Source organism: Thiomicrorhabdus cannonii, assembly GCF_013391695.1.
In the GTDB taxonomy this organism is placed as follows: Bacteria; Pseudomonadota; Gammaproteobacteria; order Thiomicrospirales; family Thiomicrospiraceae; genus Thiomicrorhabdus; species Thiomicrorhabdus cannonii.
In genome coordinates, this window is record NZ_JACBGH010000011.1 from 50,523 (window position 1) to 76,400 (window position 25,878).

25 protein-coding genes and 1 tRNA gene are annotated in these 25,878 nt (G+C 48.8%); 4 read left to right on the forward strand and 22 right to left on the reverse strand.

The genetic code is table 11. The features are described 5' to 3' along the window. Positions 1-39: 39 nt before the first annotated feature. Both HZ297_RS10400 and HZ297_RS10405 read right to left on the reverse strand, forming a co-directional pair. Complete coding sequence (locus HZ297_RS10400; RefSeq protein ID WP_439333574.1) at positions 40-534, reverse strand: GNAT family N-acetyltransferase; 495 nt, start codon at positions 532-534, stop codon at positions 40-42. Continuing rightward, positions 534-809 (reverse strand): type II toxin-antitoxin system TacA family antitoxin, encoded by a 276-nt coding sequence (locus HZ297_RS10405; RefSeq protein WP_178863510.1) that lies wholly within the window; start codon positions 807-809, stop codon positions 534-536. Before HZ297_RS10405 ends, HZ297_RS10400 begins: the two co-directional genes overlap by 1 nt. A 231-nt stretch (positions 810-1,040) precedes the next feature. On the opposite strand from HZ297_RS10405, the gene HZ297_RS10410 reads away from it, so the two are divergent. Further along, a complete protein-coding gene (locus HZ297_RS10410; protein ID WP_178863512.1) occupies positions 1,041-1,262 on the forward strand; it encodes a helix-turn-helix transcriptional regulator in 222 nt (73 codons plus the stop codon). A gap of 157 nt (positions 1,263-1,419) precedes the next feature. Here HZ297_RS10410 and HZ297_RS10415 read toward each other — a convergent pair whose 3' ends face one another. The 19 genes from HZ297_RS10415 to HZ297_RS10505 all read right to left on the reverse strand — a co-directional run bounded on the left by HZ297_RS10415 (position 1,420) and on the right by HZ297_RS10505 (position 21,779). Further along, positions 1,420-2,085 carry a YecA/YgfB family protein gene (locus HZ297_RS10415; protein ID WP_218644615.1) on the reverse strand — a complete coding sequence of 222 codons (666 nt, stop codon included), beginning with the start codon at positions 2,083-2,085 and terminating at the stop codon, positions 1,420-1,422. Further along, positions 2,082-2,294 carry a hypothetical protein gene (locus HZ297_RS10420; RefSeq protein ID WP_178863514.1) on the reverse strand — a complete coding sequence of 71 codons (213 nt, stop codon included), beginning with the start codon at positions 2,292-2,294 and terminating at the stop codon, positions 2,082-2,084. Before HZ297_RS10420 ends, HZ297_RS10415 begins: the two co-directional genes overlap by 4 nt. A gap of 24 nt (positions 2,295-2,318) precedes the next feature. Beyond that, positions 2,319-3,524, reverse strand: coding sequence for a tyrosine-type recombinase/integrase (locus HZ297_RS10425; RefSeq protein WP_246261917.1), 1,206 nt, complete (start codon positions 3,522-3,524; stop codon positions 2,319-2,321). 153 nt (positions 3,525-3,677) lie between these two features. Further along, a tRNA-Ser gene (locus tag HZ297_RS10430) sits at positions 3,678-3,767 on the reverse strand. 62 nt (positions 3,768-3,829) lie between these two features. Continuing rightward, positions 3,830-5,200, reverse strand: a complete 1,371-nt coding sequence (locus HZ297_RS10435) for a hypothetical protein (protein ID WP_178863518.1) — start codon at positions 5,198-5,200, stop codon at positions 3,830-3,832. A gap of 37 nt (positions 5,201-5,237) precedes the next feature. Beyond that, positions 5,238-5,870 (reverse strand): tetratricopeptide repeat protein, encoded by a 633-nt coding sequence (locus tag HZ297_RS10440; protein WP_178863519.1) that lies wholly within the window; start codon positions 5,868-5,870, stop codon positions 5,238-5,240. Beyond that, entirely contained in the window at positions 5,870-6,766 is an 897-nt protein-coding gene (locus HZ297_RS10445) for a type II secretion system F family protein (protein ID WP_178863521.1), read from the reverse strand. The genes HZ297_RS10440 and HZ297_RS10445 overlap by 1 nt, the downstream gene beginning before the upstream one ends. Before the next feature lie 4 nt (positions 6,767-6,770). Continuing rightward, a complete protein-coding gene (locus tag HZ297_RS10450) occupies positions 6,771-7,712 on the reverse strand; it encodes a type II secretion system F family protein (RefSeq protein ID WP_178863523.1) in 942 nt (313 codons plus the stop codon). Beyond that, a complete protein-coding gene (locus HZ297_RS10455; protein ID WP_178863525.1) occupies positions 7,712-9,130 on the reverse strand; it encodes a TadA family conjugal transfer-associated ATPase in 1,419 nt (472 codons plus the stop codon). The genes HZ297_RS10450 and HZ297_RS10455 overlap by 1 nt, the downstream gene beginning before the upstream one ends. After that, the gene (locus HZ297_RS10460; protein WP_178863527.1) at positions 9,130-10,401 is read right to left on the reverse strand and encodes a CpaE/TadZ family protein; all 1,272 of its coding nucleotides are present in this window, start codon (positions 10,399-10,401) and stop codon (positions 9,130-9,132) included. The genes HZ297_RS10455 and HZ297_RS10460 overlap by 1 nt, the downstream gene beginning before the upstream one ends. Further along, the gene (locus HZ297_RS10465) at positions 10,401-12,077 is read right to left on the reverse strand and encodes a type II and III secretion system protein family protein (protein ID WP_246261913.1); all 1,677 of its coding nucleotides are present in this window, start codon (positions 12,075-12,077) and stop codon (positions 10,401-10,403) included. The genes HZ297_RS10460 and HZ297_RS10465 overlap by 1 nt, the downstream gene beginning before the upstream one ends. After that, positions 12,074-12,961, reverse strand: coding sequence for a Flp pilus assembly protein CpaB (gene cpaB / locus HZ297_RS10470; protein ID WP_178863529.1), 888 nt, complete (start codon positions 12,959-12,961; stop codon positions 12,074-12,076). The genes HZ297_RS10465 and cpaB overlap by 4 nt, the downstream gene beginning before the upstream one ends. A 48-nt stretch (positions 12,962-13,009) precedes the next feature. Further along, positions 13,010-13,495, reverse strand: a complete 486-nt coding sequence (locus HZ297_RS10475) for a hypothetical protein (RefSeq protein WP_178863531.1) — start codon at positions 13,493-13,495, stop codon at positions 13,010-13,012. 43 nt (positions 13,496-13,538) lie between these two features. Further along, positions 13,539-13,742 carry a Flp family type IVb pilin gene (locus HZ297_RS10480; protein WP_178863533.1) on the reverse strand — a complete coding sequence of 68 codons (204 nt, stop codon included), beginning with the start codon at positions 13,740-13,742 and terminating at the stop codon, positions 13,539-13,541. A 331-nt stretch (positions 13,743-14,073) separates the two neighbouring features. Beyond that, positions 14,074-14,586, reverse strand: a complete 513-nt coding sequence (locus HZ297_RS10485) for a GlcG/HbpS family heme-binding protein (protein ID WP_178863535.1) — start codon at positions 14,584-14,586, stop codon at positions 14,074-14,076. 345 nt (positions 14,587-14,931) lie between these two features. Continuing rightward, positions 14,932-18,261 (reverse strand): efflux RND transporter permease subunit, encoded by a 3,330-nt coding sequence (locus HZ297_RS10490; RefSeq protein ID WP_178863537.1) that lies wholly within the window; start codon positions 18,259-18,261, stop codon positions 14,932-14,934. A 2-nt stretch (positions 18,262-18,263) separates the two neighbouring features. After that, complete coding sequence (locus HZ297_RS10495) at positions 18,264-19,379, reverse strand: efflux RND transporter periplasmic adaptor subunit (RefSeq protein ID WP_178863539.1); 1,116 nt, start codon at positions 19,377-19,379, stop codon at positions 18,264-18,266. A 96-nt stretch (positions 19,380-19,475) separates the two neighbouring features. After that, positions 19,476-20,888, reverse strand: a complete 1,413-nt coding sequence (locus HZ297_RS10500; protein WP_178863541.1) for a TolC family protein — start codon at positions 20,886-20,888, stop codon at positions 19,476-19,478. A gap of 270 nt (positions 20,889-21,158) precedes the next feature. After that, positions 21,159-21,779 (reverse strand): alpha/beta hydrolase, encoded by a 621-nt coding sequence (locus tag HZ297_RS10505; RefSeq protein ID WP_178863543.1) that lies wholly within the window; start codon positions 21,777-21,779, stop codon positions 21,159-21,161. Positions 21,780-21,870: 91 nt separating this feature from the next. Between HZ297_RS10505 and HZ297_RS10510 the strand changes: the two genes are divergently transcribed. The 3 genes from HZ297_RS10510 to HZ297_RS10520 all read left to right on the forward strand — a co-directional run bounded on the left by HZ297_RS10510 (position 21,871) and on the right by HZ297_RS10520 (position 25,708). Continuing rightward, positions 21,871-23,004 (forward strand): 4-phosphoerythronate dehydrogenase, encoded by a 1,134-nt coding sequence (locus tag HZ297_RS10510; protein WP_178863545.1) that lies wholly within the window; start codon positions 21,871-21,873, stop codon positions 23,002-23,004. 178 nt (positions 23,005-23,182) lie between these two features. Further along, positions 23,183-23,752, forward strand: a complete 570-nt coding sequence (locus HZ297_RS10515; RefSeq protein ID WP_178863547.1) for a DUF302 domain-containing protein — start codon at positions 23,183-23,185, stop codon at positions 23,750-23,752. Between the two features lie 474 nt (positions 23,753-24,226). Next, complete coding sequence (locus HZ297_RS10520) at positions 24,227-25,708, forward strand: OmpP1/FadL family transporter (protein ID WP_178863549.1); 1,482 nt, start codon at positions 24,227-24,229, stop codon at positions 25,706-25,708. Between the two features lie 74 nt (positions 25,709-25,782). On the opposite strand, the gene HZ297_RS10525 is transcribed toward HZ297_RS10520, so the two are convergent. Further along, positions 25,783-25,878: IS3 family transposase (locus HZ297_RS10525; protein ID WP_178862039.1), on the reverse strand; the 96-nt coding region annotated here is incomplete at its 5' end.

Below are 25,878 nucleotides of genomic sequence, written 5' to 3' on the forward strand. Positions count from 1 at the left end.
AATTTAGCCCGCAATATGGCTTCACACAAAACTCCCCCCCTATTTAAAACTTTCCCGAATATCCGCAATAGTCATAAATAGTTTATTCGGTTCATCCGCAAATGCTGTAAAACCGTACTTTTGGTAAAAGGCCTCAACCCCTGCTTTTGCATCCACAACTACTAGCGGAAAACCAACGGTATCACTGGCTGACAAGAGTTTTTTCAAGGCATCAACCAACAACCATTCACCAACTCCCTGCCCTTTGAAATGCTTATCAACTGCTAATCTCGCAATTAAACCAGCCGAAGTAGAGTGTCGATGCTTGGTTTGAAGCTTATTTGGCAAAGCACCCAAATCAATGGTTGCCATGGTCAGCGTATAAAAACCCACAATCTGAGAGTGATCTGCCTCGCACTCTAAAACAAATGTCCGTGTGTTATCCCTTTTAGATTGCTGGTTGGCAATCACTTTTAAATAATTATTCAGCGCATCGACTCCACAATCAAAACGCTTCCGGTCATGTTCGGTATTGGATAATAAAACCGTCTGCATCAGACTTGCGTTGCCTCATATCGTGCAAAAGCGGATTTCAATTTTTCATTAGCTTGTACTGGCTTATCCAAGACTGTCATCAGCATCGCCGCATCCTGCTCCGATAATTTCAAGACCTCCTCTCTTTCAATAATTTGCTTGGCTTTTTCAATGGCACTATTCAGAACAAAAGAATTAATGCTCGTCACGCCACTGAGAGCAGCAGCTTTGCTAAGCAATTCTTGCGTATCTAAATCAACTCTTGCAGTGATGCGCGGCAAACTCATGGTTCCCATAAACTACTCCTTCTAATCACGTGCCATTTTGACACATAAGAATTATCCCACACCTCAAACCCCAAAACAATGCGTGCCATTTTGGCACACCTTTTTTATAAGTTTACCTCGCCTATTTTTTTCTGGAGGTAAGACCGTATTAACAGGTATCAAAAAGTCTCATCATAGGACACAGGCCTAAAACAAAACACAGCTGTGGATTTTCTATTAATTTTGATGAGGGTTTCCAAAATGGAAAAACAGCCAATTATTCTGATGACGCTTAAGGACATCATTAAAAAAATCGCACTAAGCAGAAGCACCATTTACAGAAAGTTGAATCCTAAAGACAAGTCTTATGATCCAACTTTTCCAAGACCGAGAAAAATTGGCAAAACTGCCAATCGGTGGGTTTTAGCAGAGGTTGAAGCATGGCTTGAACTCCAACTAATTTCTAACCTAGAAGCAGGTTGAACGTCGAAAAGAAAGGGCAAAACTGCCCTTTCAAACATACCATTATAGATCAGTTCGGGCCGTCGCTTCAGTGACTTAGCGCATCGCGAGCAATCCGTTTATCTCGCTCAGTCGGATCGGATTCGAAGTTAGCACGATCGGTTTTAGTCGCTAGCAGTTAATGCAAACAGCACTGTTTGTATTTTTTGCCGCTACCACAGGGGCACGGTTCATTGCGTCCCACTTTTGGCGGTACACGCATCGGTTCCGGGCGTAAATGTTCGCGTTTTTCTAACCAATAAGCGTGGAGTTTACGCACAGCCGGCTCAATATCGGCGACTGTTTGCTGATGTTCTTCAAGGCTAAGCTCACGTAAAACGTCAAAATATTCCTCACGCCCGTGCAATGCAATCGCATCTAGCCAAGTATTGACCTCATCAGGCAATTCAGGCCAATTTCCCAAATCCACGCCACGCATAAAACCAAAACACCATTCTTCAACAATATAGATCGTTTCTTTCCTTAACGGATTAATATTAAAGAGTGCTTCGAAATCTTCTGGCTGCTCCATTAGCATACCAACAATAAAGTTCATGTGATGGATCGCGAACTTAAAAAACTGCTGCATTTCCGCATCGCTTTCCCACTCCGGCTGGTTATGCTCACCACCCCATAAAGCCGGAAACCACTGGCTAGGCAGAATCACCTCGGGCCCGGATACAATCGCTGTAAAAAAACCGTCTAACTCCGACACGTCCAAAATAGAATCATCATTGCCGTATTTCATCAATATATCGTCAAGCCAATCAAATTCGGCTTCACTCAAAGGCTCAATCGGGATCATTTAAGCTCCTTTTCACAATGCTCAATACATATATCCAACTTTTTCGAGCGCACTGGCAAAACCGAAAAGTCAACTTTTCTAGGCACACCCCGCTCCGCAACAACAATATATTGCCCCAACGCCTTTTTACGCCTAACCTCTCTGGCAACAGCCTGCCTCATTATTTCTACCGCATCAAACTTTGGTAGGTTGCCGACTTTTATACTCACTTTGAAATCTTTATCAGCACACACTCAAACTAAATCAGCCAGATAAGCAGACCAACTCGCCATCATCTGCCGTCTAACATCCAAATACTCCGCCTTGTTATAAGTCCCACGAATCTTATTGCGCTCTTCATGAGACAACTGTTTTTCAATGGCATCAGGAGACCACCCCTGCTCGTTAAGCAACGTACTGGCGGTATGCCTAAAACCATGCGTCGTTAACACATCCGCGCCAATATCAATTGATCGGAGTGCAACGCGCAAACTGTCCGGCGTAATTGATCGTGTTTTTGATCTTTGACTTGGAAAAACAAACGGGCTATCCGTTCTCACTTCGTGGCATTGCTTGAGCAGCCCTTCGACATAATCACTGATGGGCACCAGATGCTCACGCTTCATTTTCATTTTTGACGCCTCAATGCGAATCAGCCTTTGGTTAAAATCGACATTATCCCATTTAATCGATACCAATTCGCTCGGCCGCAAAAAGACGTGTGGTGCCAGCTTAAGCGCCATTCTGACGGCAAAACCTCCATTGTAATTTTCAATTTTTTTGAGGACACTAGCCAACTCATCGTTGGAAGTAATATGCGAAAACGGCTTAACCACTTCTTTCTTGAAAACATCCTGCGGCAAATCACGGGTGGGATCAAATGGACAAGCTCCCATCCCTACCGAATAACGAAATACCCGACTGGCATAACCACGCACCTTCTTCAGCATATTGAGCGTGCCCCTGGCTTCAATGCGCTTGAAAACCTCCAACATATCCATTGCTGTAATTTTTGAAATATCACGCGCCTCCAGAAATGGCAGTAAATGATTTTGGCAACGCTCATTCAAGTCATTGGCATAATTTTCAGTCCACGACTCAACGTTGTGTTCGTACCACTCCCGATACATCATCCCAAACGTTTTGATGACAACCTCCTGCGCCACCTGTTCAGTTTGGCGTCTTGGATCAACACCGGACTTTAACTGCTCTTTAAATTCATCACGAATTCGGCGTGCATCCGCCAGTGAAACCTGCGGATAATTTCCAATCGCAAGCATCGTCGCTTTGCCATCAATTCGGCAGCGGTAACGCCAAGACTTCACGCCATTAGGTTTGACCTCCAGCACCAAACCATGCGAATCCGTTTCACGATACAGCTTGTCTTTAGGCTTAAGATTTTTGATTTGTGTATTATTCAGCACCTTGTACTCACTTTTGTTGTACTCACACAGATACATACTCACTTTTATACTCACAAAAAAGCGGCAAGTAAAGAAATAGATCGGTTTAAGACGGGATGACTTGTGAAAGTGAGAAAGGGCTGTAAGCCTCTATTTACGCGGATTCCGGACATAAAAAAACCCGTCTGGGACGGGTTCTTTTTTCTAATATGGCGGAGAGCGGGGGATTCGAACCCCCGATAGGGATTAACCTATACACACTTTCCAGGCGTGCGCCTTCAACCGCTCAGCCAGCTCTCCGTAAGAATGGCGGATTATACTGATTCCGCCATTTAATGTCCACAATTTAACGAGTTGCTAAATTAAACTTTTTGCCAACCGCCCCAAAACAACCAACCGACATAGCGCATTTGTTGCATCTCACAATCCAAGCCCTCATAAGAACGCTCCCAATCTAGGAATGGGCCAAAGAAAAACGCCATCATGCGTTGGAAGAAGTTCATGTGCATTGCACTCCTTCTTTCAATATCTAAACAACTTTCGTAACGCACTCCGCTATCGTTATATGCTAGACAGCGAGACATTGCCACATTATTTTTATCCGTTCCATTTACGCAGGTGCCTTGATATCCTACATAAACGCTATCTTGCAAGACAACATCATTGGAATTGCTTGCACTGTCGCAAGAGGGATAGGTCGTAGGAAACATCATAAAACCAGGTTTTTCGCAGATATAGCTCGAACGTATGGACGAGTTGAGATCTGAGCGCTCATAAGCACCAAGGTTATTATCTTTTGCCGGCAAATCTGCGCCCGGGCAATTAAAAAAACAAAACATACTACTAAACATTGCGGCAAATCCGGAAGTATTCTTTAAAGGATCATCCCCTTTTACCACTGCCACAGGCTTGTGCGTCAGAATCCGCTCAAATTGTTCACCATCATAACTTTGCGAATAAAACATCCAAAAGTTCACTGTTGTGGGTGGTCGCCCAACCCAAGCGTCATTAAACCTGACATAGGGATATTTCGTTTGCTCGACTGAACCTGGTTTGTCTTTGGTATAACCGTAGTTGCAATAGTGTTTACGCGCATCCGAATCTTTAACAACTATCGCTTCGGCTTGGACCGTAGGAATGCCTGTCAAATCAGAGGCCACTAAATCCTGATTCAGACAAGCCTCATATCGATTCTTACAATAACAGCCCGAATCGCTCTGTTGATCATTTGCAGACAACCCCAAAATCGCCTTACCCTGCGGGGTAAAAACAGGGACTCCTCCAACTCTGAAAGGTTCACTACTTACAAGCTGTATCGCCACCGCACTGAAATCAGGCGGCGTTTGTCCAGCAGCGACATCTCTTGGCGCCGTTTCATTAGTGGTTAAAGGCACGAAATGCCCGCTATTATCCAAATTGCCAAAGGTGATGTGTTTCGTGAGATTACCCGTGTCCTCATCTAACGTCATCCCAACCTGATTCAACATCAAATCAACCTGCGATCTGGCCTCTTCTTTTTCGGCCGCCGACATATTCGTCGTCAACGCCAATTCGGTTCTTAATGCCATATAAGCGGCAGACTTGGCATAGTTATCCAACTTGCGATCCAATAGTTTCGCATTACCAAAATCAACTATTGTTTTAAACGCACCCAGTGAAACCACAACAGCCATAGCACCTAACAGGGTCATCGCACCACGCTGTTTTTTTAAATTCATACGCTGTAACCACATAGCGATAAATCCTTTATCTATGAAAACCTAAACTCAATCAATTAAGCGTATTAAGCAGTTTAAGGTTGTCACGCGCTTTGCGATTGAGTGGATCAATCACCAATGCACGTTCAAAATACCCTTCAGCTTGCGCGTATCTCTTTTGCAGTAACTGGCTGAAACCCAAATTATTCAACCCACTAACTTGCGTTGACTTGGCATTGCCCACAACCCAATTTTGGTATATCGATTCGGCCGCCGCATAATCACCTTCCATTAAATAGAGGCGCGCTAACTCGCTCTCATCATCTAGGCTACTATCTTTTAACTGAACAGCCGAACTCCGAGCTACACGGGCCATCTCAGTTTTGTTTTGCGCTTCATACACTTGGCCCAACAGACGATATAACCGGATATCGTCATCTCGCTCGCGACGTAATTTTTGCAACAGATTTTCCGCCGCCGCATAGCGCTTACGCTCTACTTGCAGCCTCGCTAGATCCAACGCAAACTCATACTCATCCTTGACATCCAACTCGGTTGCCAGGGGCGCAGATTGCGACTGCGAAAACTTGCTGTAATCAATCTGCGGCTTGTTGGGCGCTTGTGAACAAGCACTCAATAAAATCAACAGGCCGGGTATCAGCAATCCTTTCCAAAATCTAGTTTGTAGAGACATATCTGACTTCATTAAAACCCTCTCCCGAGCATGACCATTTTTTCTCCCAACAGTAAAATCAGATACGGCACCATCAAAAACGGCATAATCACAATCGCCATTTTGGCGGAGGTTTTGGCCGCTTTTTCTTCCATTTTTTCTTCACGCCCCTGATACATGCGACGCGTAAAGCCACTGATCGCCTCACTGATGGAACTGCCCAGCTTTTCGTTCTGGATCAGCACCTGCACCAGCGTCTGAATATCCTGCGTGGGATTACGCTCCGCGAACTGGCGCAGCGCCTCGATACGCGGCACCCCCAACTGAATTTGATCCAACAGATATTCAAATTCATAGCAGATTTCAGGGTGCACCTCTTTCAACTCGTGCGCCACGCGTTTAAGTGCCACCAGATAACTCAACCCCGCGTTCATACAGATATTGCACATATCCAAAAAATCGGGCAGATGTTCGCTGATTTTAGCCAAGCGATTTTTGCCCATCGCAATTAAAATTCGCTCCGGTGCAAGCAGGGCAATGATTCCCGCAACCGCAATCCACACGGGGTCCATGCCCATCCAACTCCACGCCACCAGCATCGTTAGCAAGACAATCAGCAGCGCACTGTATTTGATAAAGAAATAGGCTCCAATATAACGCTCATGGCGGAATCCGGCGCTGACCAACTGCTTATGCAGCGTGGCGATCTCCTTGGCATTCTTTGGCCCCAACGCGCGCCCCAAGGAGCACCACCAGCAACCCGAAATATGATGTTGCTGCTTTACATAGTCGTTCGCCAAGCCCACGCGGGCTTTCAAGCGCTCTTTTTGCAACTGCACACTTTGCAGGCGGACCACTCTTTGCGCAAGCAACCAACTGGCAAAAAACGCCAAGGCGCCCACAGACAACAGCAACAAAACCAAATCCATCGCCTCAGAACCTCATTTTGAGCATACGTTGCAGAATCAAGCCACCCGTCACAATCAGTGTCAGCGACACCACAAACAGTTTCACACCGGTGGGATCATGCAGAAAAAACTGCATGGATTCTTGATCGAAAAAATACTTGTAACCGATATACAGCACCGGCGCACCGCCGATAAACCAGGCGGTAAAACGCGACTCGGCCGTCAAGGTTTTCAGCTTGGCCTGAAAATGCTCGCGACGGCGCATCAATTTGGCCAGTTCCGTCAAAATCATCGACAACTGGCCGCCGGTTTCGCGCTGAATAATCAGGGTAATGACAAAAAACTGCGCTTCCGGCAGATCCACCCGGCGCTGAAACTCGCGCAGCAGATCGCGCATACTGATGCCCAGCGTCAGCTGTTTGTTTAGCTCGCGCATCTCTTGGGCCAGATAGCCGCGCATATCCTCGCCCACCGCGGCAATGGCGCCATCAATGCCATAGCCGGAATGCAAAGAACGCACGATGGAATCCAGCATCTCCGGAAATTCCTTGCGCATCTGCGTCTGACGTTTGTGGATTTTGATGACAAGATACAAGGCGGGCAGCAACGGCAATAAAATCGACAGGAAAACCAGCTTTTCATTCAAGGTATTAAAACGCGTTGCCAATACAAACACGCTCACAAACAGCAGAATGGCCTGCACGGCCAAAAGCTGCACCACCTCTTTGCGCTGGCGAATACCGGCCTGTTTGAATTTAGCGCTCACCCAGATAAACCAGGGCTTCTCTTTTTGCTGTGCAAACGGGTCTTCAAGCGGATCGCGCTGGGTTTGCATCAAGCCCACACGCTTCATCAGACCGTTCAGCGCATCCAGCCGCTGGCGCTTTTCCTTTAGCGAACGCGCTGCCACCAGCAAGCCAAACGGCATCATCACGGCCAACGCTACCAGTAAAAAGCCCAAATCCATTAACTGACTTCCTGCACAAAATTAAACAGGTCGGACGGCAGATGGTAACCCACCGATTCACATTTTTTACCGCAGCCCGGACGCAAACCGGTTGACTTGAAGCGGCCGCGCATCGTATTGCTCTGCATATCCAAGCGCTGCTCGAACACAAAAATCTCCTGCAACACCACATTGTCCTCTTCCACCCCGACCACTTCGGTAATGGATTCGACACGGCGTTTGCCATCCTTGCCGCGGTTCACGTAAATAATCAGATCCAAGGCACTGGCAATCTGCTTGCGAATCGACGCGGCTGGAATATCCACACCGCTCAAATTCACCATCAGTTCCAAACGGGCGATGCAGTCGCGCGGACTGTTGGCGTGCAACGTCGCCAGCGAGCCGTCATGCCCGGTGTTCATCGCCTGCAACATATCCAGCACCTCGCCGCCACGCACCTCACCCAGGACAATGCGGTCGGGGCGCATACGCAAGGCGTTTTTCAAGAGTTCACGCTGCGTCACTTCGCCCACGCCTTCGGCATTGGGGGGACGTGTTTCCAGACGCACCACATGCGCCTGCTGCATACGCAACTCCGCACTGTCCTCAATGGTGACGGTGCGCTCGTTTTCCGGAATCAAACCGGACAGCATATTCAAAGTGGTGGTTTTACCGGAGCCCGTCCCGCCGCACACCAGCATATTCAGCCCGGCTTTAACGGCGTAGTCCAGGAACTGGTACATCTGCTCGGTCATCGAACCAAACGCAATCAAATCCTTGGGGCGCAGATGCTGCTCGGGAAAGCGGCGGATGGAAACGCTGATGCCGTCCACGGCCAAGGGTGGGATGATGATGTTGATTCGCGAACCGTCCGGCAGACGCGCATCCACCAACGGCGAGGACTCATCCACGCGCCGGCCGGTGTGATAGAGCATGCGATCGACTTTATTGCGCAGATGCTCCTCACTGATAAAAGAGACATCCGTCAGCTCCAACTGGCCGCGACGTTCCACATAAATTTGATCGTAACCGTTGATTAAAATATCCGAAATAGTCGGGTCGGCCAGCAACGGCTCAATCGGCCCCAGGCCGTAAATCTCGTCCAATAACTCCAGGCCGAGTTGACGCACTTCGATATCCGACAACGGATAACCCATGTCCGCTGCGGTTTCGCGCACCAGTTGCTCGAGTCGCGGGCGCAACTCCTGACGGGTTTCCTTGCTGTCGGCACGGTAAAACGCCTCGTCCTCGGCGGCTTTCTTCTGGCAGCGGCTTTTGATTTCCAGAAAGCTCGAATTCTGGAATTTCACATTGTCGTTGAGCGCCGCTTCCCTGGCACTCACCACATTGGATTTACTGGCGGCGGCCTTGCCCTTCTCCACCTCGTTTATCATTTGGCGCTGCTGTTCCACTTGACGCAAACGATCGCGAATACTCATCAGGATACCGCCTCAGCCGTTTTTAGATTTCCGGGCTTAACATCACTTTTAGAACCACTACCCGGCCTGTTGAGTTTTTTAAACCAGGTTTTCAGCAGATTCTGCCCACCGGCTTTTGACGGGCTTTCAGGCACCACATCCAAACGCAAACTGCCGTTATGCAGCATATTGGCGATATTATTGAGCTGCTGATTCACCACCGATTGCGGCTTGAACTGCTTGAGCAGCAAACCCTCTTTGAGCGAATTGTTAAAGCCGAGGTAATCGTTGGCAACCCGCGCCACCGTGTCCACCTTAAAGGCATCCACCACTTCATCGAGCATTTCGTCATCGTGGCTGGTACTGCGATTCACCACCAGCTTCAACGACTCACGCAGGTAGCCCAACTTTTGGGTAATTTGAATCGCGGTATTCACCGCTCTTAACGAAGACAGCGACGGCTCGGCCACCAGCACGATATTGTCCGATTCGTCCAGGCAGCTTAACGTCAGGTCGGACAAATCACTGGCGCAGTCAATCACCACATGGTCGTAATAACGGCGCAACGCCTGAATAATGGTTTTAATCAGTTCGCCGTTCAGGTTATCCAGCTCGCTTACCTCAGTCGGTAACGACAACAGATAAAGCCCCGATTCATGGCGGCTCAACGACTTGTAAATCAGGTTCTCGTCAAAACGGTTGAGGTTATAGATAAAGTCCGTTAACGAATAGAGACGCTGTCCTTCCATATTCAAGTACAGCGCAGTATCGCCCAGCGGCATATTCAAATCCACCAGCACGGTACGCCCTTCGGTCAACTCGGTCAGATGCGAGGCGATATTGGTGGCCAAAGCGGTTCTGCCCACCCCGCCCTTCAGGCTGAAAAACGAGGAGACATTGCCGTTCTTGCCCTGACGACGACGATCCTGCATATGCAGGATCGAGAGAATCGTAAACACTTCATTGGGGCACTCGATAAAACCCTGCACCCCCTGATGATTGGCCTCGATAATGAAATCGGCGTCTTTATGCTTGAGCAGCACATAAATCGGTACGCCTTTAGCCAACGTCAGTATCTGGTTGACCTGTTCCAGCACGGCATCGCCGTTCTGATTGAACTCAATCAACACCAGACTAATGTCGTCCGGCCAAATATGCGGCACCTCCTGCATGCTTTCGAGCGAATATTTGGACATAATCGCCACACGTACCGCTTCTTTGAGGTCTTCATCGCCTCCAAAATAGAGCGCCTGTTTCAAGGCAATGGAGCCTGTGGGCAATACTTGACTCATCAGGGTTTCTCCAATCCAACACTCACCAAGGATTCAGGCAGCGCGCTTTGTCCTTCCGGCAGGATTTCAGCGACTTTACCGAACCAGAAACCATCCGAAGCACTAGGACGAGCCAATCGCTCCCCCGGTAAGGACACTTTGGCATCTTTGTCTATCGGTTTAACAAATTCCGGTGTTACTAGAATTGCTAGCTCTGACTGATCTTTTTCATAACTGGTAGACCTGAATAAGGCTCCTAATATTGGAATATCCCCCAAAAGTGGAATCTTACTGACTGATGAACGTAAGTTGTCCTGAATTAAACCGCCAATTACAAAACTTTGCCCCGCCTCCAATGTAACTGTAGTCTTAGCTCTACGAGAGCGGAATCCCGGAACAATCACACTGCCATACTGAGATCCTGCACTTTCGTCAATATTGCTGATTTCTGGAGCCACGGTCATTTGAATATACCCATCCTCTGTAATCACAGGACTAAACTTCAGGCGTACACCAAATTCTTTATACTCAACCGTAACGGAATTATTATCCTGCGCAACCGGAATTGGCACTTCTCCACCTACCAAAAACTCAGCTGTTTCGCCGGCCTGTACAATCAATTCTGGCTTAGCCAACACCCTAGCCAGGTTATTACCTTCCAAAATCGACAGCACCCCAAAAATATCGGAATCACGGGGATTTAAACCAATCTGGAATCCATCCGCATGAGGAAACGCGATACTCGCCTGCGGAGACTTGACTTCAGTTTGAGCGCGATAAATCACATCACCATTGCCATTTCTCTGCTCAACATGAACATCACCGGTCATATTGCCTTGAAAATTACCGCCAAGCACCTTATCTACATTTAACAAAAAATTAGCCGTAGTTCCTAAATTCCCCGGGGGAAATAAACCAAAATAATCGCGTTTATCACGAAATGCAGTGCCACTTCTGAAAGGATTTCCTTTAACCACCTCCGCCACACGAACCGACAGCTTCACCTGCTGCGGACCGGTCACTTTAATCATATTAACGACACTCAGACCTAACGCCGATACCACCGATTGAATACGTTTTTTCTGCGCCTTGTTAGAAACCTCTCCGCTCAACAACACCATATAGTTGCCGGCCAGCGGCTGCGCCTGATTGGAACCCGCCACTTCTTCGCTCTGCAGCACCTCTTTGTCCTGGCGTTTGCTCGTTTTCAGCGCGGCGTCATTATCGATTTGCGTACCAATCTCATCCACTTCACGGCGCACGGCGCTTTCGGAGTTGATCCAGATATTTTTCAGCTCAAACGCCACCGTGCCTTGTGGATTGAGGTCTTTCAGCAACTTGGTCAGCGTAGTCTCAATCTCCTCACGGCGTGATTGATCCGGAGCCACATTCAACACGACCTGATGATCAATATCCGGTGTATCGCGATAGGTCACAATCAACTGAGTGCGGCCGGCACCTTTGCCGGTTAACAATAGCTCGTTGTTGCTCAACACTTTCACCGATGCCAACTCGGGATTGGCAATCAAGGCGCGTTTTAACCCCTTGTCAAACTTGATGATCTGGCTATCGGTTTCGGTGAGGTTATACTCTTTTTCTAACGCCGCCTGTGCATTCCAAGGCAACACACTCATGCCCAATGCAGCCACCAGTGCCGCCTTTAATGTGGTTTGTCGCATCCAATTCAGTTGGTTCATTGTGTGATTACCTCTTGTACACGGTCACCCTGCATAATTTGAATGACCTCACGTTCATCTTTAGGTTTAAATTTAGGCGGACGCGCCTTGCCGCTTTCAATGGTTTTAACATTCACGCCGTCGGTGTCCACCAGCGCCACATCGGCCGGCGCTCTCAGCGCCAAATGGATCGCACCGATATTCATCGCCAGTGCCAGCTGCTCGGCCTGCGGCGTATTGACGTTCAACGCCACCATTGACGCTTTTACAAAGGCTTCGTCCTGCTTGAGGTCCTGCTTAACATCTTCTTCCTGCTGTTTAGCCGCCTTGCCCATACGGTTTACCTGACCGATAGACAGCACTTCAATGTTCTGCAGAATGGTGCGGCTAATCATGCGTTTGCCGTCCGCACTTTCAAACACGCTGATGACATCCACATGGTCACCCGGATTCAACATACCCAGCAAACCGCTTTCGGCCGACACCGGAATGCGCAGCGCGCGCATACCGGGTTCCAGCAAGGCTTCTACTGCACCTTGCGACTCTTCCTGCAAGCCCACCTTTTGTTCGAGCAGCCACTCGCCGGCATAAATCGGTTGTTTGGCGATATGCCCGACCACCGTAGCGGGCTGCATGACCACACCCGATGCAATCACACCCTCGGTTGGCACCATCAGCACTTTAATGTCGTCAATTTCTATTTTCTCGCCACGATAGATATCGCGGTTGGCCACTACCACAGAACGCAGCTCGGGCTTTTCAATCACCGTCACCGTCTTGACCTCGGTCTTGCTCTCCGCCTCGGCCACCCGGTTCTCGACATAGCCGTAAACCAAACCGACGGCCAAAATGGCGGACAGCAAAGCGACGCCATAGAGCACAATATCTGAGCGCTGGAATTTCATAATTTACTCATTCGATTATGGAAACAATGAATCCGAACAGGATTCAGTTTAGGAACTGGTACAGGTGTCTTTGATACTCACAATCGTATCAACATTGATCGGGAGGAATTTTTCCAACATATCCGGCAATACCAAACTATTGGCCGTGCCTTTGAAATTGATGACATAGACATCAAATCCCGAAATCGGTCGCGCACTAATGGACGCTACTAGAGGCTGACCACTTACAAAGGTTACACCCTTAGCCTCCAACGCCCCTTTAACATGGGTTGTTAATTCACCACTTTTACTGGTATCAAGTACTACCTTATTTCCTGTGCAAACGGCATAACCGGATGCAATACCATCAGGCGAACTGCTGACATCCGCGACATCCGCGATAATCTGCGTATGCACATCTGTCAGCACATCATTGGCAGCTAAGCTGTTTAATGAGTAAGAGACAACCTCAAGTACAAACAAACCCGCCAATACAACTAACGGGAGTACATAGGCAGTTTCCAACAACACTAAGCCTTTCTGGTATTTCACCATTACAGCTTCCGCCTTAAATAATCAGAACAAAAAACACTTACGCTTAAGGATTAATGCCATTAATAATCCCAGTTACTTTAGTATCGATCGCTGTTCCGACCGTACCGCCATCAGTACCACCAAACAAAATACCAGCAATAATCGCAACGCCAGCAACAACCAACGCATACTCAATCATTGAAGCGCCTTTTTGCTTTTTAACTTGCTTGGCTTTTACCATTTGCATGATTTTTGATTCATTAACCATTTTCCTATCCTCGATTGTTAACATCGCCATGATCGGCGTGTTACGTATTAAATCTTAAGCAAAATTACTCTTCAATTAATTTTATGGTTTTTTATAAACAAATCTTTTGATCAACAGATAAGTAAAATTTACACGCCATTAAGCAACGCCACCAAACCCTACTAAGATATTGATATTTAATGTCTTTATTATTCTTCTACACCCATAAACAGTTAATATAGAAGCGCTCTCTTATATTAGTAAACACTAATCAAAATACGGCTTTCATACATAAAAAAACCGACACAAAGGTCGGTTTTTATCGTTTTAAAACTGAACAGGCCGGGTTGGCTTACATCATCTCCAGGTCACCCAGCACCGATTCGACGCCGGCAATCGCACAGGCTTCGTCGTCTTTACCATCCGGCGCGCCACTTACACCCACGGCGCCATAGAGCTTGCCGCCGGCTTGAATCGGCGTTGAACCTGCCATAAACGCCAAACCTTCACCCATCGTCTGCAATGGGCTGTTGGCACGACCACCCAGTTCCGATCCCTTGACGTTAAACATCACCGCCGTATAGGCTTTTTTCTGGCTGATGCTCAACGAGACCGGCGGGGCAATGGTGTCGCGCAACTGCGCCTGGGTAATGCCGTTACGGTCAACCACGGTGACACTCACCGGAATGCCCTTTTCACGACAGGCCTTGATGGTATTCACCGCGATCGTATTGGCCACATCCATGGTGATAACAGAAACATTAACTACCATTGGCTCTTCGGCCTGTGCCGGCGCAACTGCAGCCATCATGGCACCACCGAACAAAACCGCGCTCATCATTTTCTTCAATTTTAATTTTGACATTCTGTCCTCCGGTTATTGCAAGAATTGGGCAAGCTGCTGTCTTCAGAACAACCCGCCATTCATAATAAGAAAGCGCATCATCCTTGATTTTCGATGGCTTTCAGTGGCTTTCAAACGATTAAGCGTGTGAGCAAATCCACAAACCGCTGACCTAACACACGTTAGTCCCAAATTAATGTAACAAAAAATACCTCCCGCCCACAGGGAAATACTACGTATTTCACCATTAAAAACTCAACAGGCCGGGTCAAACGCCCCAAACAAAAAAGCCCCGCCAGTTTCCTGACGGGGCTTTCAATTACCCTAAGCGAACTCCGCTTAAGCCATTTAAGGGGCTTTTAACCTTTAGGCTTTTTGTGCCTCGGCCAAACGCGCTGCTTCTTCCTGCTGCTTGACACCGCCGTGCCACTGCCAGATGTAGTACAGCAACGGAATGACCAGCAACGTCAACACGGTTGAAGACAGCGTACCGAAAATCAACGATACCGCCAAACCGCCGAACACCGGATCGGTAATCATGATCATCGAACCGAACATAATCGCCAACGCGGTCAACAGAATCGGACGGAAACGCACCTTGCCGGCTTCAATCACCGCATCCTTCAGCGACTGTCCTTCACGACGGTACTCCAAAATAAAGTCGATCAACAGCAGCGAGTTACGCACCACGATACCCGCCAGTGCAATCACCCCGATCATGGAGGTGGCGGTAAACGCCTGCCCCGTCAACCAGTGGCCCGGGAACACCCCGATCATGGTCAACGGAATCGCGCCCATCACAATCACCGGCATCATAAACGACTTGTAGTAACCGACCAGAATCAGATAGATAAAGATCAGCGCCACAATAAACGCGCTCCCCATGTCGCGGAATACGTCCAGCGTCAGACGCATTTCACCGCCCCACAGCAGGGTGTAGTCCATGACATCTTTAGGTTGCGCCTGAACGAAACCGAGGTTAGCCGTATGGAAAGTCACACCATTCGGCAAAGTCACGCCGTCCAGCATCTTGTCCAAAGACAACACGGCATAGACCGGACTGGACTGCAACAATTCGCCGCCGACCATCACCATCTGATGCTGGTCACGATCCAGAATCGGCTTGGCATGAATCACCTTCTCAACCCTCGCTACCGCGGTTAACGGCACCGCTTCGCCGGAGCGCGACTGCACGCGCAACGACAGCAACTGCTCCGCAACGGTACGTTCTGAACGCGGCAAGCGCACCAGAATATTCACCGGCTCACGCACATTATCCAAGTGCATGTAACCCAGTTCATAACCGTTCACATAGTCGCGCAACATCTTCGCTACCTGCGCAGGCGCCACACCCAGCAGGTTGGCCTGTTCACGGTCGATATTGATCTCGTAACTCTCCAAATCATCCGTTACGGAATCGTCGACGTTGATCATGCCGTAGATTTCTTCAAACGATTTATCCACTTCCAACGCGGCTTCGCGCAATTTGTCATAGTCGGGGCCATACAACTCCGCCATGATTTGCGTGGTCACCGGCGGTCCCGGAGGCGTTTCATAAATCTTGATATTCGCTTCCGGGAAAGTCTTGCGAATCTCATTCAGACTCGCATTCAGACTCATGGCAATATCATGGGATGACTCGTCACGGTCATGCTTATTGACCAGATTCACACGAATCTGGGCAAAATTAGGCCCTTGCTTAATCAAATCGCCACGTACCAAGGCGGCAAAATCGATTGGCGCAGGACGCCCCAAATAGACACTGTAATCCGTTACATGCGGCGTTTCGGCAATCGTGGAGCCCACATAACGCACGACACGGTCGGTCGCTTCCAACGCAGCACTCTCAGGCATATCCACCTGTACCAACAACGTACTGGTGTTATCGTAAGGCAACATCTTCACTTCCACACCGGCAGGATGCAGCGGATTGTTCATGCCGTCGTCACGCAAGAATTGCAATGCAGGCTGCAACATCGCCGCAAACAGCGCCATCAACACCACAAACAGGAAGACGTTACGCTTGGTACGACTGGCAATCAACGGATTAATCGACTTCACATACAAACGCTGCATCCAGTCTTCCTGATGCACATGGTGCGCTTCAAGACTTTCACGCGCCTGCATCTCCTTGATGGCCTTTTTGCCCAACCAGCGGTAGGCGATGTATGGCACCAGAATATAGGCGATCACCAAAGAGGCAATCATCGCCACCGGCACATTGAACGGAATCGGCGCCATAAACGGCCCCATCATGCCGGTTACAAACAGCATCGGGATAAACGCCAGAATAACCGCCAGGGTCGCCACGTTGGTCGGATTACCGATCTCGTTGGTCGCCTTGATCATCAATTCATCGAATTTCTCCGGATCAAAACCTTCGTGAATGTGGCGGTGAATGTTCTCGATAACCACAATCGCCGCATCCACCAACAGACCCAACGACAGAATCAGGGCGAACAAGGTGATACGGTTGATCGTCTGATCGGCAATCAAACCGACAAACAACACCACAAACAGAATCAACGGCACGGTCAAGGTGACGATGCCCGCTTCACGCCAGCCCAGGAACAGCACCAGAATCACCACCACCGACAACACGGCGATACCCAAGTGCTCCATCAACAGGTTGACCGCCGCATTGGCTTTTTCGCCGTCATTACGTGTCACCACGATGTCCGCATTGGCCGGAATCACGCTGGCTTTCAGGAACTCCAGTTTTTCCAGAACCGCATTGGCCACTTCCACCGCATTGGTACCCGGCTTTTTGGCAATGGCGATCGTCACCGCAGGCTGTTCGCCGCGTGCATGAATCTGGCCTTCTGGGCCAAATCCGATACGCGTGTAGCTGTCCGCTTCCTGCGCGCCGTCTTCAATGGTCGCAATGTCACGCAGATAAATCGGACGACCTTGGTCGGCGCCGATAATAATGTCGCCGACTTCCTGGGCATTACCCAAATAGCCGTTCACACGCACCAGATGGTTTTGGTTGTTATTGATCAGCGCCCCTACCGGCATGGACACGTTACTGCCCTGCAGCATCTCGCTGATCTGCTCCAATGTCAGACCGGTCAACGCGATTTTCTGGGCATCCAACCACACATTGATCGCGCGGCGATCACCGCCCACCACCTCGGTGAACGACACGCCCGGGATATTGCGCAGGTTTTCAACCACTTTCAACGACACATCACGCAGGTCGTAACCCGACATTACATCGGAGGTGATCGCCAACGTCATAATCGGCACGTCATCCACGTTAATCGGGCGGATAATCGGCTGCTGCGTATCCGGCGGCATCTTGTCCATGTTCTGCATCATCTGGTTGTACAGTTTCACCAAACTGTCCACCTGATTCTCGCCCACCTTGAACTGCACCGTCACCACACCGAAATCGTTGGCCGCAAAACCGAAGGTGTGATCCACCCCCGGCAAAGCGTTCATAATCGCTTCCAACGGCTTGACCACCATATTGGAAACTTCCTCCGGCGTCGCGCCGCCCTTCGGCACAATAATATTGGCCGCCGGCACGACAATCTGCGGATTGTATTCGCGCGGTGTAATCAGATACGCCATCATCCCGGCAAGGGTGATGGCAATCATAATCATCATGGTAATTTTGGAATGGATAAACCACTTCGCCAACTTGCCGGCGATGTTCAGCTTATCCGCTGCCGTATGCTGATTGTCTGCCATGCTTACGCCCCCTGACCGGCCGCCGCTTTCGCCACAACCGCATCACCGTTCAACAAACTTTGATTATTGTCGACCACAATGTGCTCGCCCAAGTCCAAACCGGCCTGGATTTCGATCATGCCGTCCATTTTCATCCCGGTTCTCACCATCGTGAAATAGGCCTTGTTGTCACGCACCACAAACACACCTTCAATACCGGCGCGCGTAATGACCGCCGACTGCGGCACCAAAACGGTTTGACGTTCACCACGTTTGAAGCTCACGCGTGCAAAAGTACCGCTGTTCACATTGCTAATCGCCGGCAGACTCAATTTAACCGTATGAGTGCGTGTTTTCGGATTGGCTGCGCTCACCAACGTGTAAATCGTGCCTTTCAAAGGCGCAGGCTGCGAGTCGATCACCACCGTGGCTTCATCCCCGGCGCGCAATACCGCAAACAGGTCTTCCGCCACCTCGGTCTGCACGCTCACGCTTTGCAGGTTCTCAATCACCACAATCGGCTGACCGGGTGACGCCAAAGCCCCCGCTTCCGCCATTTTTTCGACAATCACGCCGTTAAAGGGCGCGCGTACATTGGCATAGTTCAACTGTGATTTGGCCTGATCCAATCCGGACTTGGCCGCCGACAGGTTTTCCTGCGCGACACTGTATTGCAGCCGGATTTTATCCAACTGCTGCTTGGAAACCGAGTCTTCCTTGAACAGCTTGTTAAAGCGGTCGTAATCCAGCTTGGCATCTTCCAAGGCGGCAACCGCCTGCTGATAAGCCGAATTAGCCTGATTGATCTGACTCTTAATATCGGTCGAATCAATGCTGAACAGCAACTCTCCACGCTGTACTTCCTGGCCGACTTTCACATTCAAGTCTTTGATATATCCGATCAAACGCGATGAAATCTGCGCCTTCTGATCCGACACCACGGCGCCCGGCACGACCGCCGTCAAAGGCACGCTGCCCAATTGAACGGTCATCACCGTCGCCTCAATGGTCTGCTGCGTCTGTACCTTTGCGGCCTGCTCCGCATTCTGCCCGTTCTCGGACGAGCAACCGGCCATCACAGCCGTCATGGCGGAAATGGCCAACACGCTCATCAAGTGTTTTTTGGTGAACTGTTTCATACTGAACCTCAAATGCTTAAATAAACTATTTTTCAATCAATGCCTCATTGCCATAACGGAACCACCCTGCCCCGTCATGCGCTCAAATCTTCTGCGTTACAACATATCCAAACGCAAGGTGCCGGTATCCAAACGCAACTTGGCGGTTTGCAGATTCTTTTCAAAGGTCGCCGCCACCAGCTCAGCCCGTGCTTTGTCCAACAGGGCCTGTCCGGCTAACACCTCGGTAATCGTCGCCACACCGTTGGAGTAACGCTTCAAAATCAATCGTTGCGCCTCTTCCGCTTCTTCCACCGCCAGCTGATTGACGCGCACCTGCTTTCTGGCCACTTGCAACGTGTTCCAAGCCGTCAGCAAACTCAAACGCAACTGATTCTGCTGTGAGCGCAATTGCGCCTCCTGGGCTTTCGCCGCCGCATTGGCGCGGTCCACACCACTGGAGGTCACGCCGAAATCGGTGATTTTCCAGGAAACCACACCGGCAACCGTGTAGGAGGAACTGTCAAAACCGAGGGTATCGTCGTTCCAGTCCTGGCGTGCCATCAGATTAAAACTCGGATACAACCCCGCCTTGCTCGCACCCACGGCAGCAAAACTCGAATTCACCTCGTTACGTTTCGCTTCCAATTGCGGGTTTTTGGACAAGGCCATCGCAACCAGATCGTCGACATTGTCGGCAGGCAACGAAATATCCACGCGTGCGCCGACATCGACGGTTTCAAGATATTCGGAAGACATCAAGGTTTTCAGGCTTTCCAACGCGATTTTTTCCTGGTTCTGTGCCTTTTCCAAGGCCATGCGCGCATTCGACTGGTTGACTTTGGCGCTCAACAATTCCGAACGCACCAGAATGCCCTGCTCAACCAGATTGGTGGTGGTCTTTACATAAGAATCCGCCGCCAGCACCGCCTGCTCGGCCACTTGAATATAGGCACGTGCCGTATGCACCCCTTCGTAAGCCTGATAGACGTTGAATGTCAAAAACTGCTTAACCGCTTCATCGCCGTTCTGCGCCGCCTGAATCATCGCTTTGGCCTGATTTTCATAACTGGTGATTTTGCCGCCGTTATACACCGGGATCAGCATCTCGATGCGGGTATTGAAGTCGGTATGGGCATCGGGATAATTCAAATCTCTTGGCTCATGCGCATAATTTCCGCTGCCAAAAGCGTTTGCTGTGACGCTATCAAAACCAAAATCACTCAAAGCAGCCTGACGCTGCTGCAATTTCATACCAAAAACGTTCAAGGCATTATCGGAATTGGATGCCGTCAGCGAGGCGGTGATTTGCGGCAAACGGCTGTGGCTGGCTTCTTTATATGCCGATTCCGCCTGCACAATGCGCGCTCTGCTGACATCCATTTCGGGGTTCTGGTTCAAGGTGTTTTCAACACACTGTTTAAACTCCAGCACCTTACCGCCTGATGCAGCCGCCATTCCCGGTGCGACTAAAGTCAGTGCCATCGCCAAGGCTGTCAATTTAAATTGCGACTTTTTTGATTGATTCATCATGACTCCACCCGTCATCTCACATGTTTGTTTGATTAATGTATCCATTCGACGACAATGCATATTTTTTGCATTCCCGCCGTCGGCTTCGTTTCACCTAGAAACACAAAAAGGATGCTTTACCATCCTTTTGTTTACATACCAAGCTCGCTCAGGAATTATTCTCATCATCAGGGTATCAACACCTTATCGAGAACACCTGCATAACACAAGCTTATTAAGATATAAGAATTTGCTTATATTACTCAAACTTTAAAATATAAGCAAATACTAATATTCCGATAAAATAATTCTTTTCAGCCACAACAGCTGTCCGTGAAAGAAATGGCTGGCATGGGCACGCGCATAAAGCGTCGGTTTTTGCTGCAAACGGTCAAACCACTGCATCATCTCGGCAACCTCAACCACCTCGTCTTGCAAGCCGATCACCAACTCCCAAGGCACCTGAATCTCTTCAATCGCCGCAAAGTTATAAAGCCCCACCGGCGGCGCCACAATCATCAGCCGTTCGGCCTGCAGCAAAGGCTGCGCTTTCAAGGTGACATAGCTGCCAAACGAAAACCCGGCGAGCAGCAATCTCTCCATATCAAAATGCCTTCGCGCCCAATTAACCACCGCAACCAAGTCGTCAACCTCGCCTATGCCGCCATCGTATTCTCCCTGACTCTTGCCAACCCCGCGAAAGTTATAGACCACGGTGGCATAACCTTTTTCCTGCCAGGCCTTTTCCAGCGTGGTCACCACTTTATTATTCATGGTGCCGCCAAATTGCGGATGCGGATGACTAATCACCACCAACCCGGCCTGTTCAGAATTTTCCGCCGCGCGAAACCGTATTTCCAGCTGCCCGGCCGGGCCGTCAATCAAAGCATTTTCACTCTTGGAACGCATTTTTTCCTCTTTCACCCTTCTTTCGCTGCCAGCACAACCTTTGGATATGCTAATTTATTCGTTATTCACTTTTGTTTACAGGTTTTTGACCATGTCCAGACACATTATTATTGATGACGCCGTTCCCTATGCCGAAGCCATGTTTTCGCACCTTGGAAAAGTCACCCTGATGCCCGGCCGGGATATCTCACGCCAGCACCTCATGGATGCCGATGCGCTGGTGGTACGCTCACGCACCCAGGTCAACGCCGAACTGCTCAACGGCACTCCGGTTAAATTCGTGGGCAGCACCGTTGTAGGCCTTGATCATATCGATCAACCCTACTTACACAACAACGGCATCCACTTCTATTCCGCCCAGGGCTGCAACGCCAATTCGGTGGCTGAATATATTATGACCTGCCTGCTGGATTTGGCCGAACATAAAGGGTTTGAACTCACAGAAAAAACCCTCGGCATTATCGGCGTGGGCCATGTCGGCAGTCTGGTCTACGACAAAGCCCAAAAACTCGGGATTCGCTGCCTATTGAACGACCCACCAAGAGCCGAAGCCCATCCGCAACAGGCGGAACAGTTTGTTGATCTGGACACCTGCCTGCAAGCCGACATGATTACATTTCATACCCCTTTAACCCATGACGGCAAGCACCCGACGCATCACCTCCTAAACAAAACGCGTCTGGCAAGCATCCGTCCGGATCAAGTGATTATCAACGCCGCGCGCGGCGGCATCATTGATGAAAGTGCATGGCAAAACACCCCAACCCTCGCCAATGTCATCGACTGCTGGGAAAACGAGCCGCACATTGACGAAGCCCTCTACCAGTCAGCCTATCTGGCCACGCCGCACATTGCAGGGCACTCGCTGGACGCCAAAATCGCCGGCGGCAGCATGGTGTACACACAGCTCTGCCAGTTTTGGAAAATCACACCTCAAGAAACCTGGCACACACAGTTACCGGCACGCCCACCGGCAATCACACTCAACACCGAGGGCAGCTTGCAACAGCAGCTCTACACCACCCTCAAAACCGTTTACGATCCGCGCAACGACGACCTTGCCATCCGCCGGAAAAACATCGAAGACACCTATAAAAACTACGAAGAGTATCGCCGCAATTACCCCATTCATCGCGAATGGCATCAGCACCGCTTCATTCCCGGAAAAAATACGGCGCTCAATAACCTACTCATTTCATTAGGATTTCACGCACATAAGGCTTAACTCATATTAGAGTATTAGGATTAGCTAATAAAAAGAAGTTATTAGCCAACAAAAAAATTAGTATTTTCTTTTGTAATTGATGCAGGTAATCTACTGGCTGACAAATAAATACGTTGGGCACTCAATCCCCTAAGTTGAACACCCAACCCCCTTGTTATTTTAACGGAGTACAACAATAATGAAATTCACTACTGCAATCAAAGCTGCTCTTCTTGCTACTGCCGTCACTACCCTGTCAGGCTGCGGCACCATCAACGCAATCGGCAACCTGGAAGACGGTGCTGGCGAAACATTCATGCAAGTTTGGGACAAATGGGTAGACGCTGAAGGTGACATCGCCGACGCCACCATGTGGGAAGTTAAAGTTCAAGAAGGCGTGACTTTCGAGGACGTAGTTGACGCAATCAACGCAGTAGGTGTAAACCGCAACATCAAAAACGTAGGTGAACTGCCGCTGTCCGAAGAATTGAAAGCGCGCGGCATCGATTCAAAACGCATTCACGTAATGTCTTTCTGTAACCCAGAAACTGCGCGTAAAATGGTCGACTTCTCTCCTGCAATGGGTGGTTTCCTACCTTGCCGCGTAAACATCATTGAAGAAGAAGACGGCCTGCACATCTACTCAATGAACATGGATATGGCGATCAAAATGGGCAAAAAAATGCCTCCAGAATTGAAAGAAGCCACTATGCAAGTGCGTGACACCATCTGGGAAATGATGCAAAAAGGCTCTAAAGGTGAATTCTAAGGTTTAACCAAAACCCAGCACTTTTAAAACCAGACCCGGCCTGCCGGGTTTTAAAAACCGCCGATTTTCATACTAGAAATTCGGCGGTTTTTTATTATGTAAATGGCAAAATAGTGCCTGCAGATCGTTACCAATTCAATACGTATTAACCTGCATTAAAAAAACACTGTTGCAGTAAAAAAAATCAAAAGCACCTTAACCACATCAACACTAGGCTTAAGGCATTCAACCTGTTAAAAAGCTCAAAAATCGATACGACATTTCTTTTCATTTTCAATAACTTAAACAGCCATCCGCCAAGTTATAATTATCCCATCATTAGGTGTATTTATTACGCATTAAATTAATCAATCATACTAATAGATAAGCAAAATCTTTTAATTATCCAACCCCTGTAAATTCGGGCATAGTTACATCCGAACTTACGCAGAACTACTCTGCAAAACACATAAAACAACAAAAGAGAGTTACCTCATGAAAAAAACCAAATTAGCCTTGGCAATCGCTACAGCAGGCTTGGTGAGCACTTCTGCCTTTGCAACTAACGGCATGAACATGGAAGGTTACGGCCCAGTTTCAACAGCGATGGGTGGAACAGCTTCTGCTTTTAACATAGGCCTAGGCGGTATGATGAACAACCCCGCCACAATGGGAATGGGTTCAGTCGAAGGAAATAAAATTCAAGTTGCGATAGGAAACCTCAGACCAGATATCAACGTAAAACACAGTACTTACGGGATCGACCAAGACTCTGATGGTACAAGCTATTTAATGCCTGGCTTTGGCTATGCCACCAAGAAAAATGGATTGACCTGGGGTGTTGGCATCCTGGGCCAAGGCGGCATGGGAACCGAATATGGCAAAGCCACCTCATCATCAGATCTTTTTGCTGGCGGCATGTCAATGATGGGTAGCCAAACAGCACTAAGTGGTGAAGAAAACCGTTCAGAACTTTCCGTGGGTCGCGTCATCGTCCCAGTTAATATGGAAGTTAACGATAAATTGACTGTCGGTGGTTCTATCGATTACGTCTGGGCAGGCATGGATATTATGATGGACATGTCTGGCGGGCAATTTGGCACTTTAGCCACTGGCGGCAATGTTAGCGGTACCATGTACACTGGATTAAATTCAATGATGACGGGCGGCTTAGTGACTGATGTCAACTGGGCTCGTTTTGATTTTTCAGACAATAGTGACTACACTGGGGAAGCCAAAGGAACAGGCCTTGGTGGCAAACTAGGTTTAACATACAAAGTAAACGATAAACTATCATTTGGCGCATCTTATCATACAAAAACAAACATCTCCGATATGAAAGGTGATGCAACGCTTAGCATGCAAGTTCAAGGTGACCAAGGATACTTTACAACAGGAACTCCTGACGCAAACATTCAGACTATTACAGCCAATGTAACAGGTAAGATCGCAGTTAAAGACTTCCAATGGCCTGCAACATTTGCACTAGGGATGGCCTACCGACCAACCGATAAATGGTTAGTGACTGCCGACTTTAAACGCATCAACTGGTCTGAAACCATGAAAGATTTCCGCATGGTATTTACTGCAGACAATATCGCTTCAAACGGTGGATTTGCCGGCACATCAATTGATGTGACTTTGCCACAAAACTGGGAAGATCAAAATGTATTTATGCTAGGTACAGCATACCAATACAATAAAAATCTAACAGTGCGCGCAGGTATTAACGTTGCAAACAACCCTGTACCTAATGCAGAGGTTAATCCACTATTCCCAGCGACTGTTGAACGCCACTATACGCTAGGTATGGGTTACAACTTCAACGAAAACAGTACAGTTGATTTCTCTTTGACACACGCACCAGCTACAGAAGTCAAAGGTACGGGTGACCTAAACCAAGGCCTTGAGATTTCACACGCTCAAACCAATTGGCAGCTAATGTACACCTATCAATGGGGTGTTGTTAAAAAATAAACAATCTCAAGTTTATTTTACTACCATAAAAAAACCGCCCAACTGAAGTGACCCCAAAAACTTGGACATTTTAGTTAAGCGGTACCCAAGGCCTGATTTCGATACTCTATCGGACTCAGGCCTTTGAGTTTCTGCTTGATGCGTTTGTGATTATAGTACTCAATATAGTC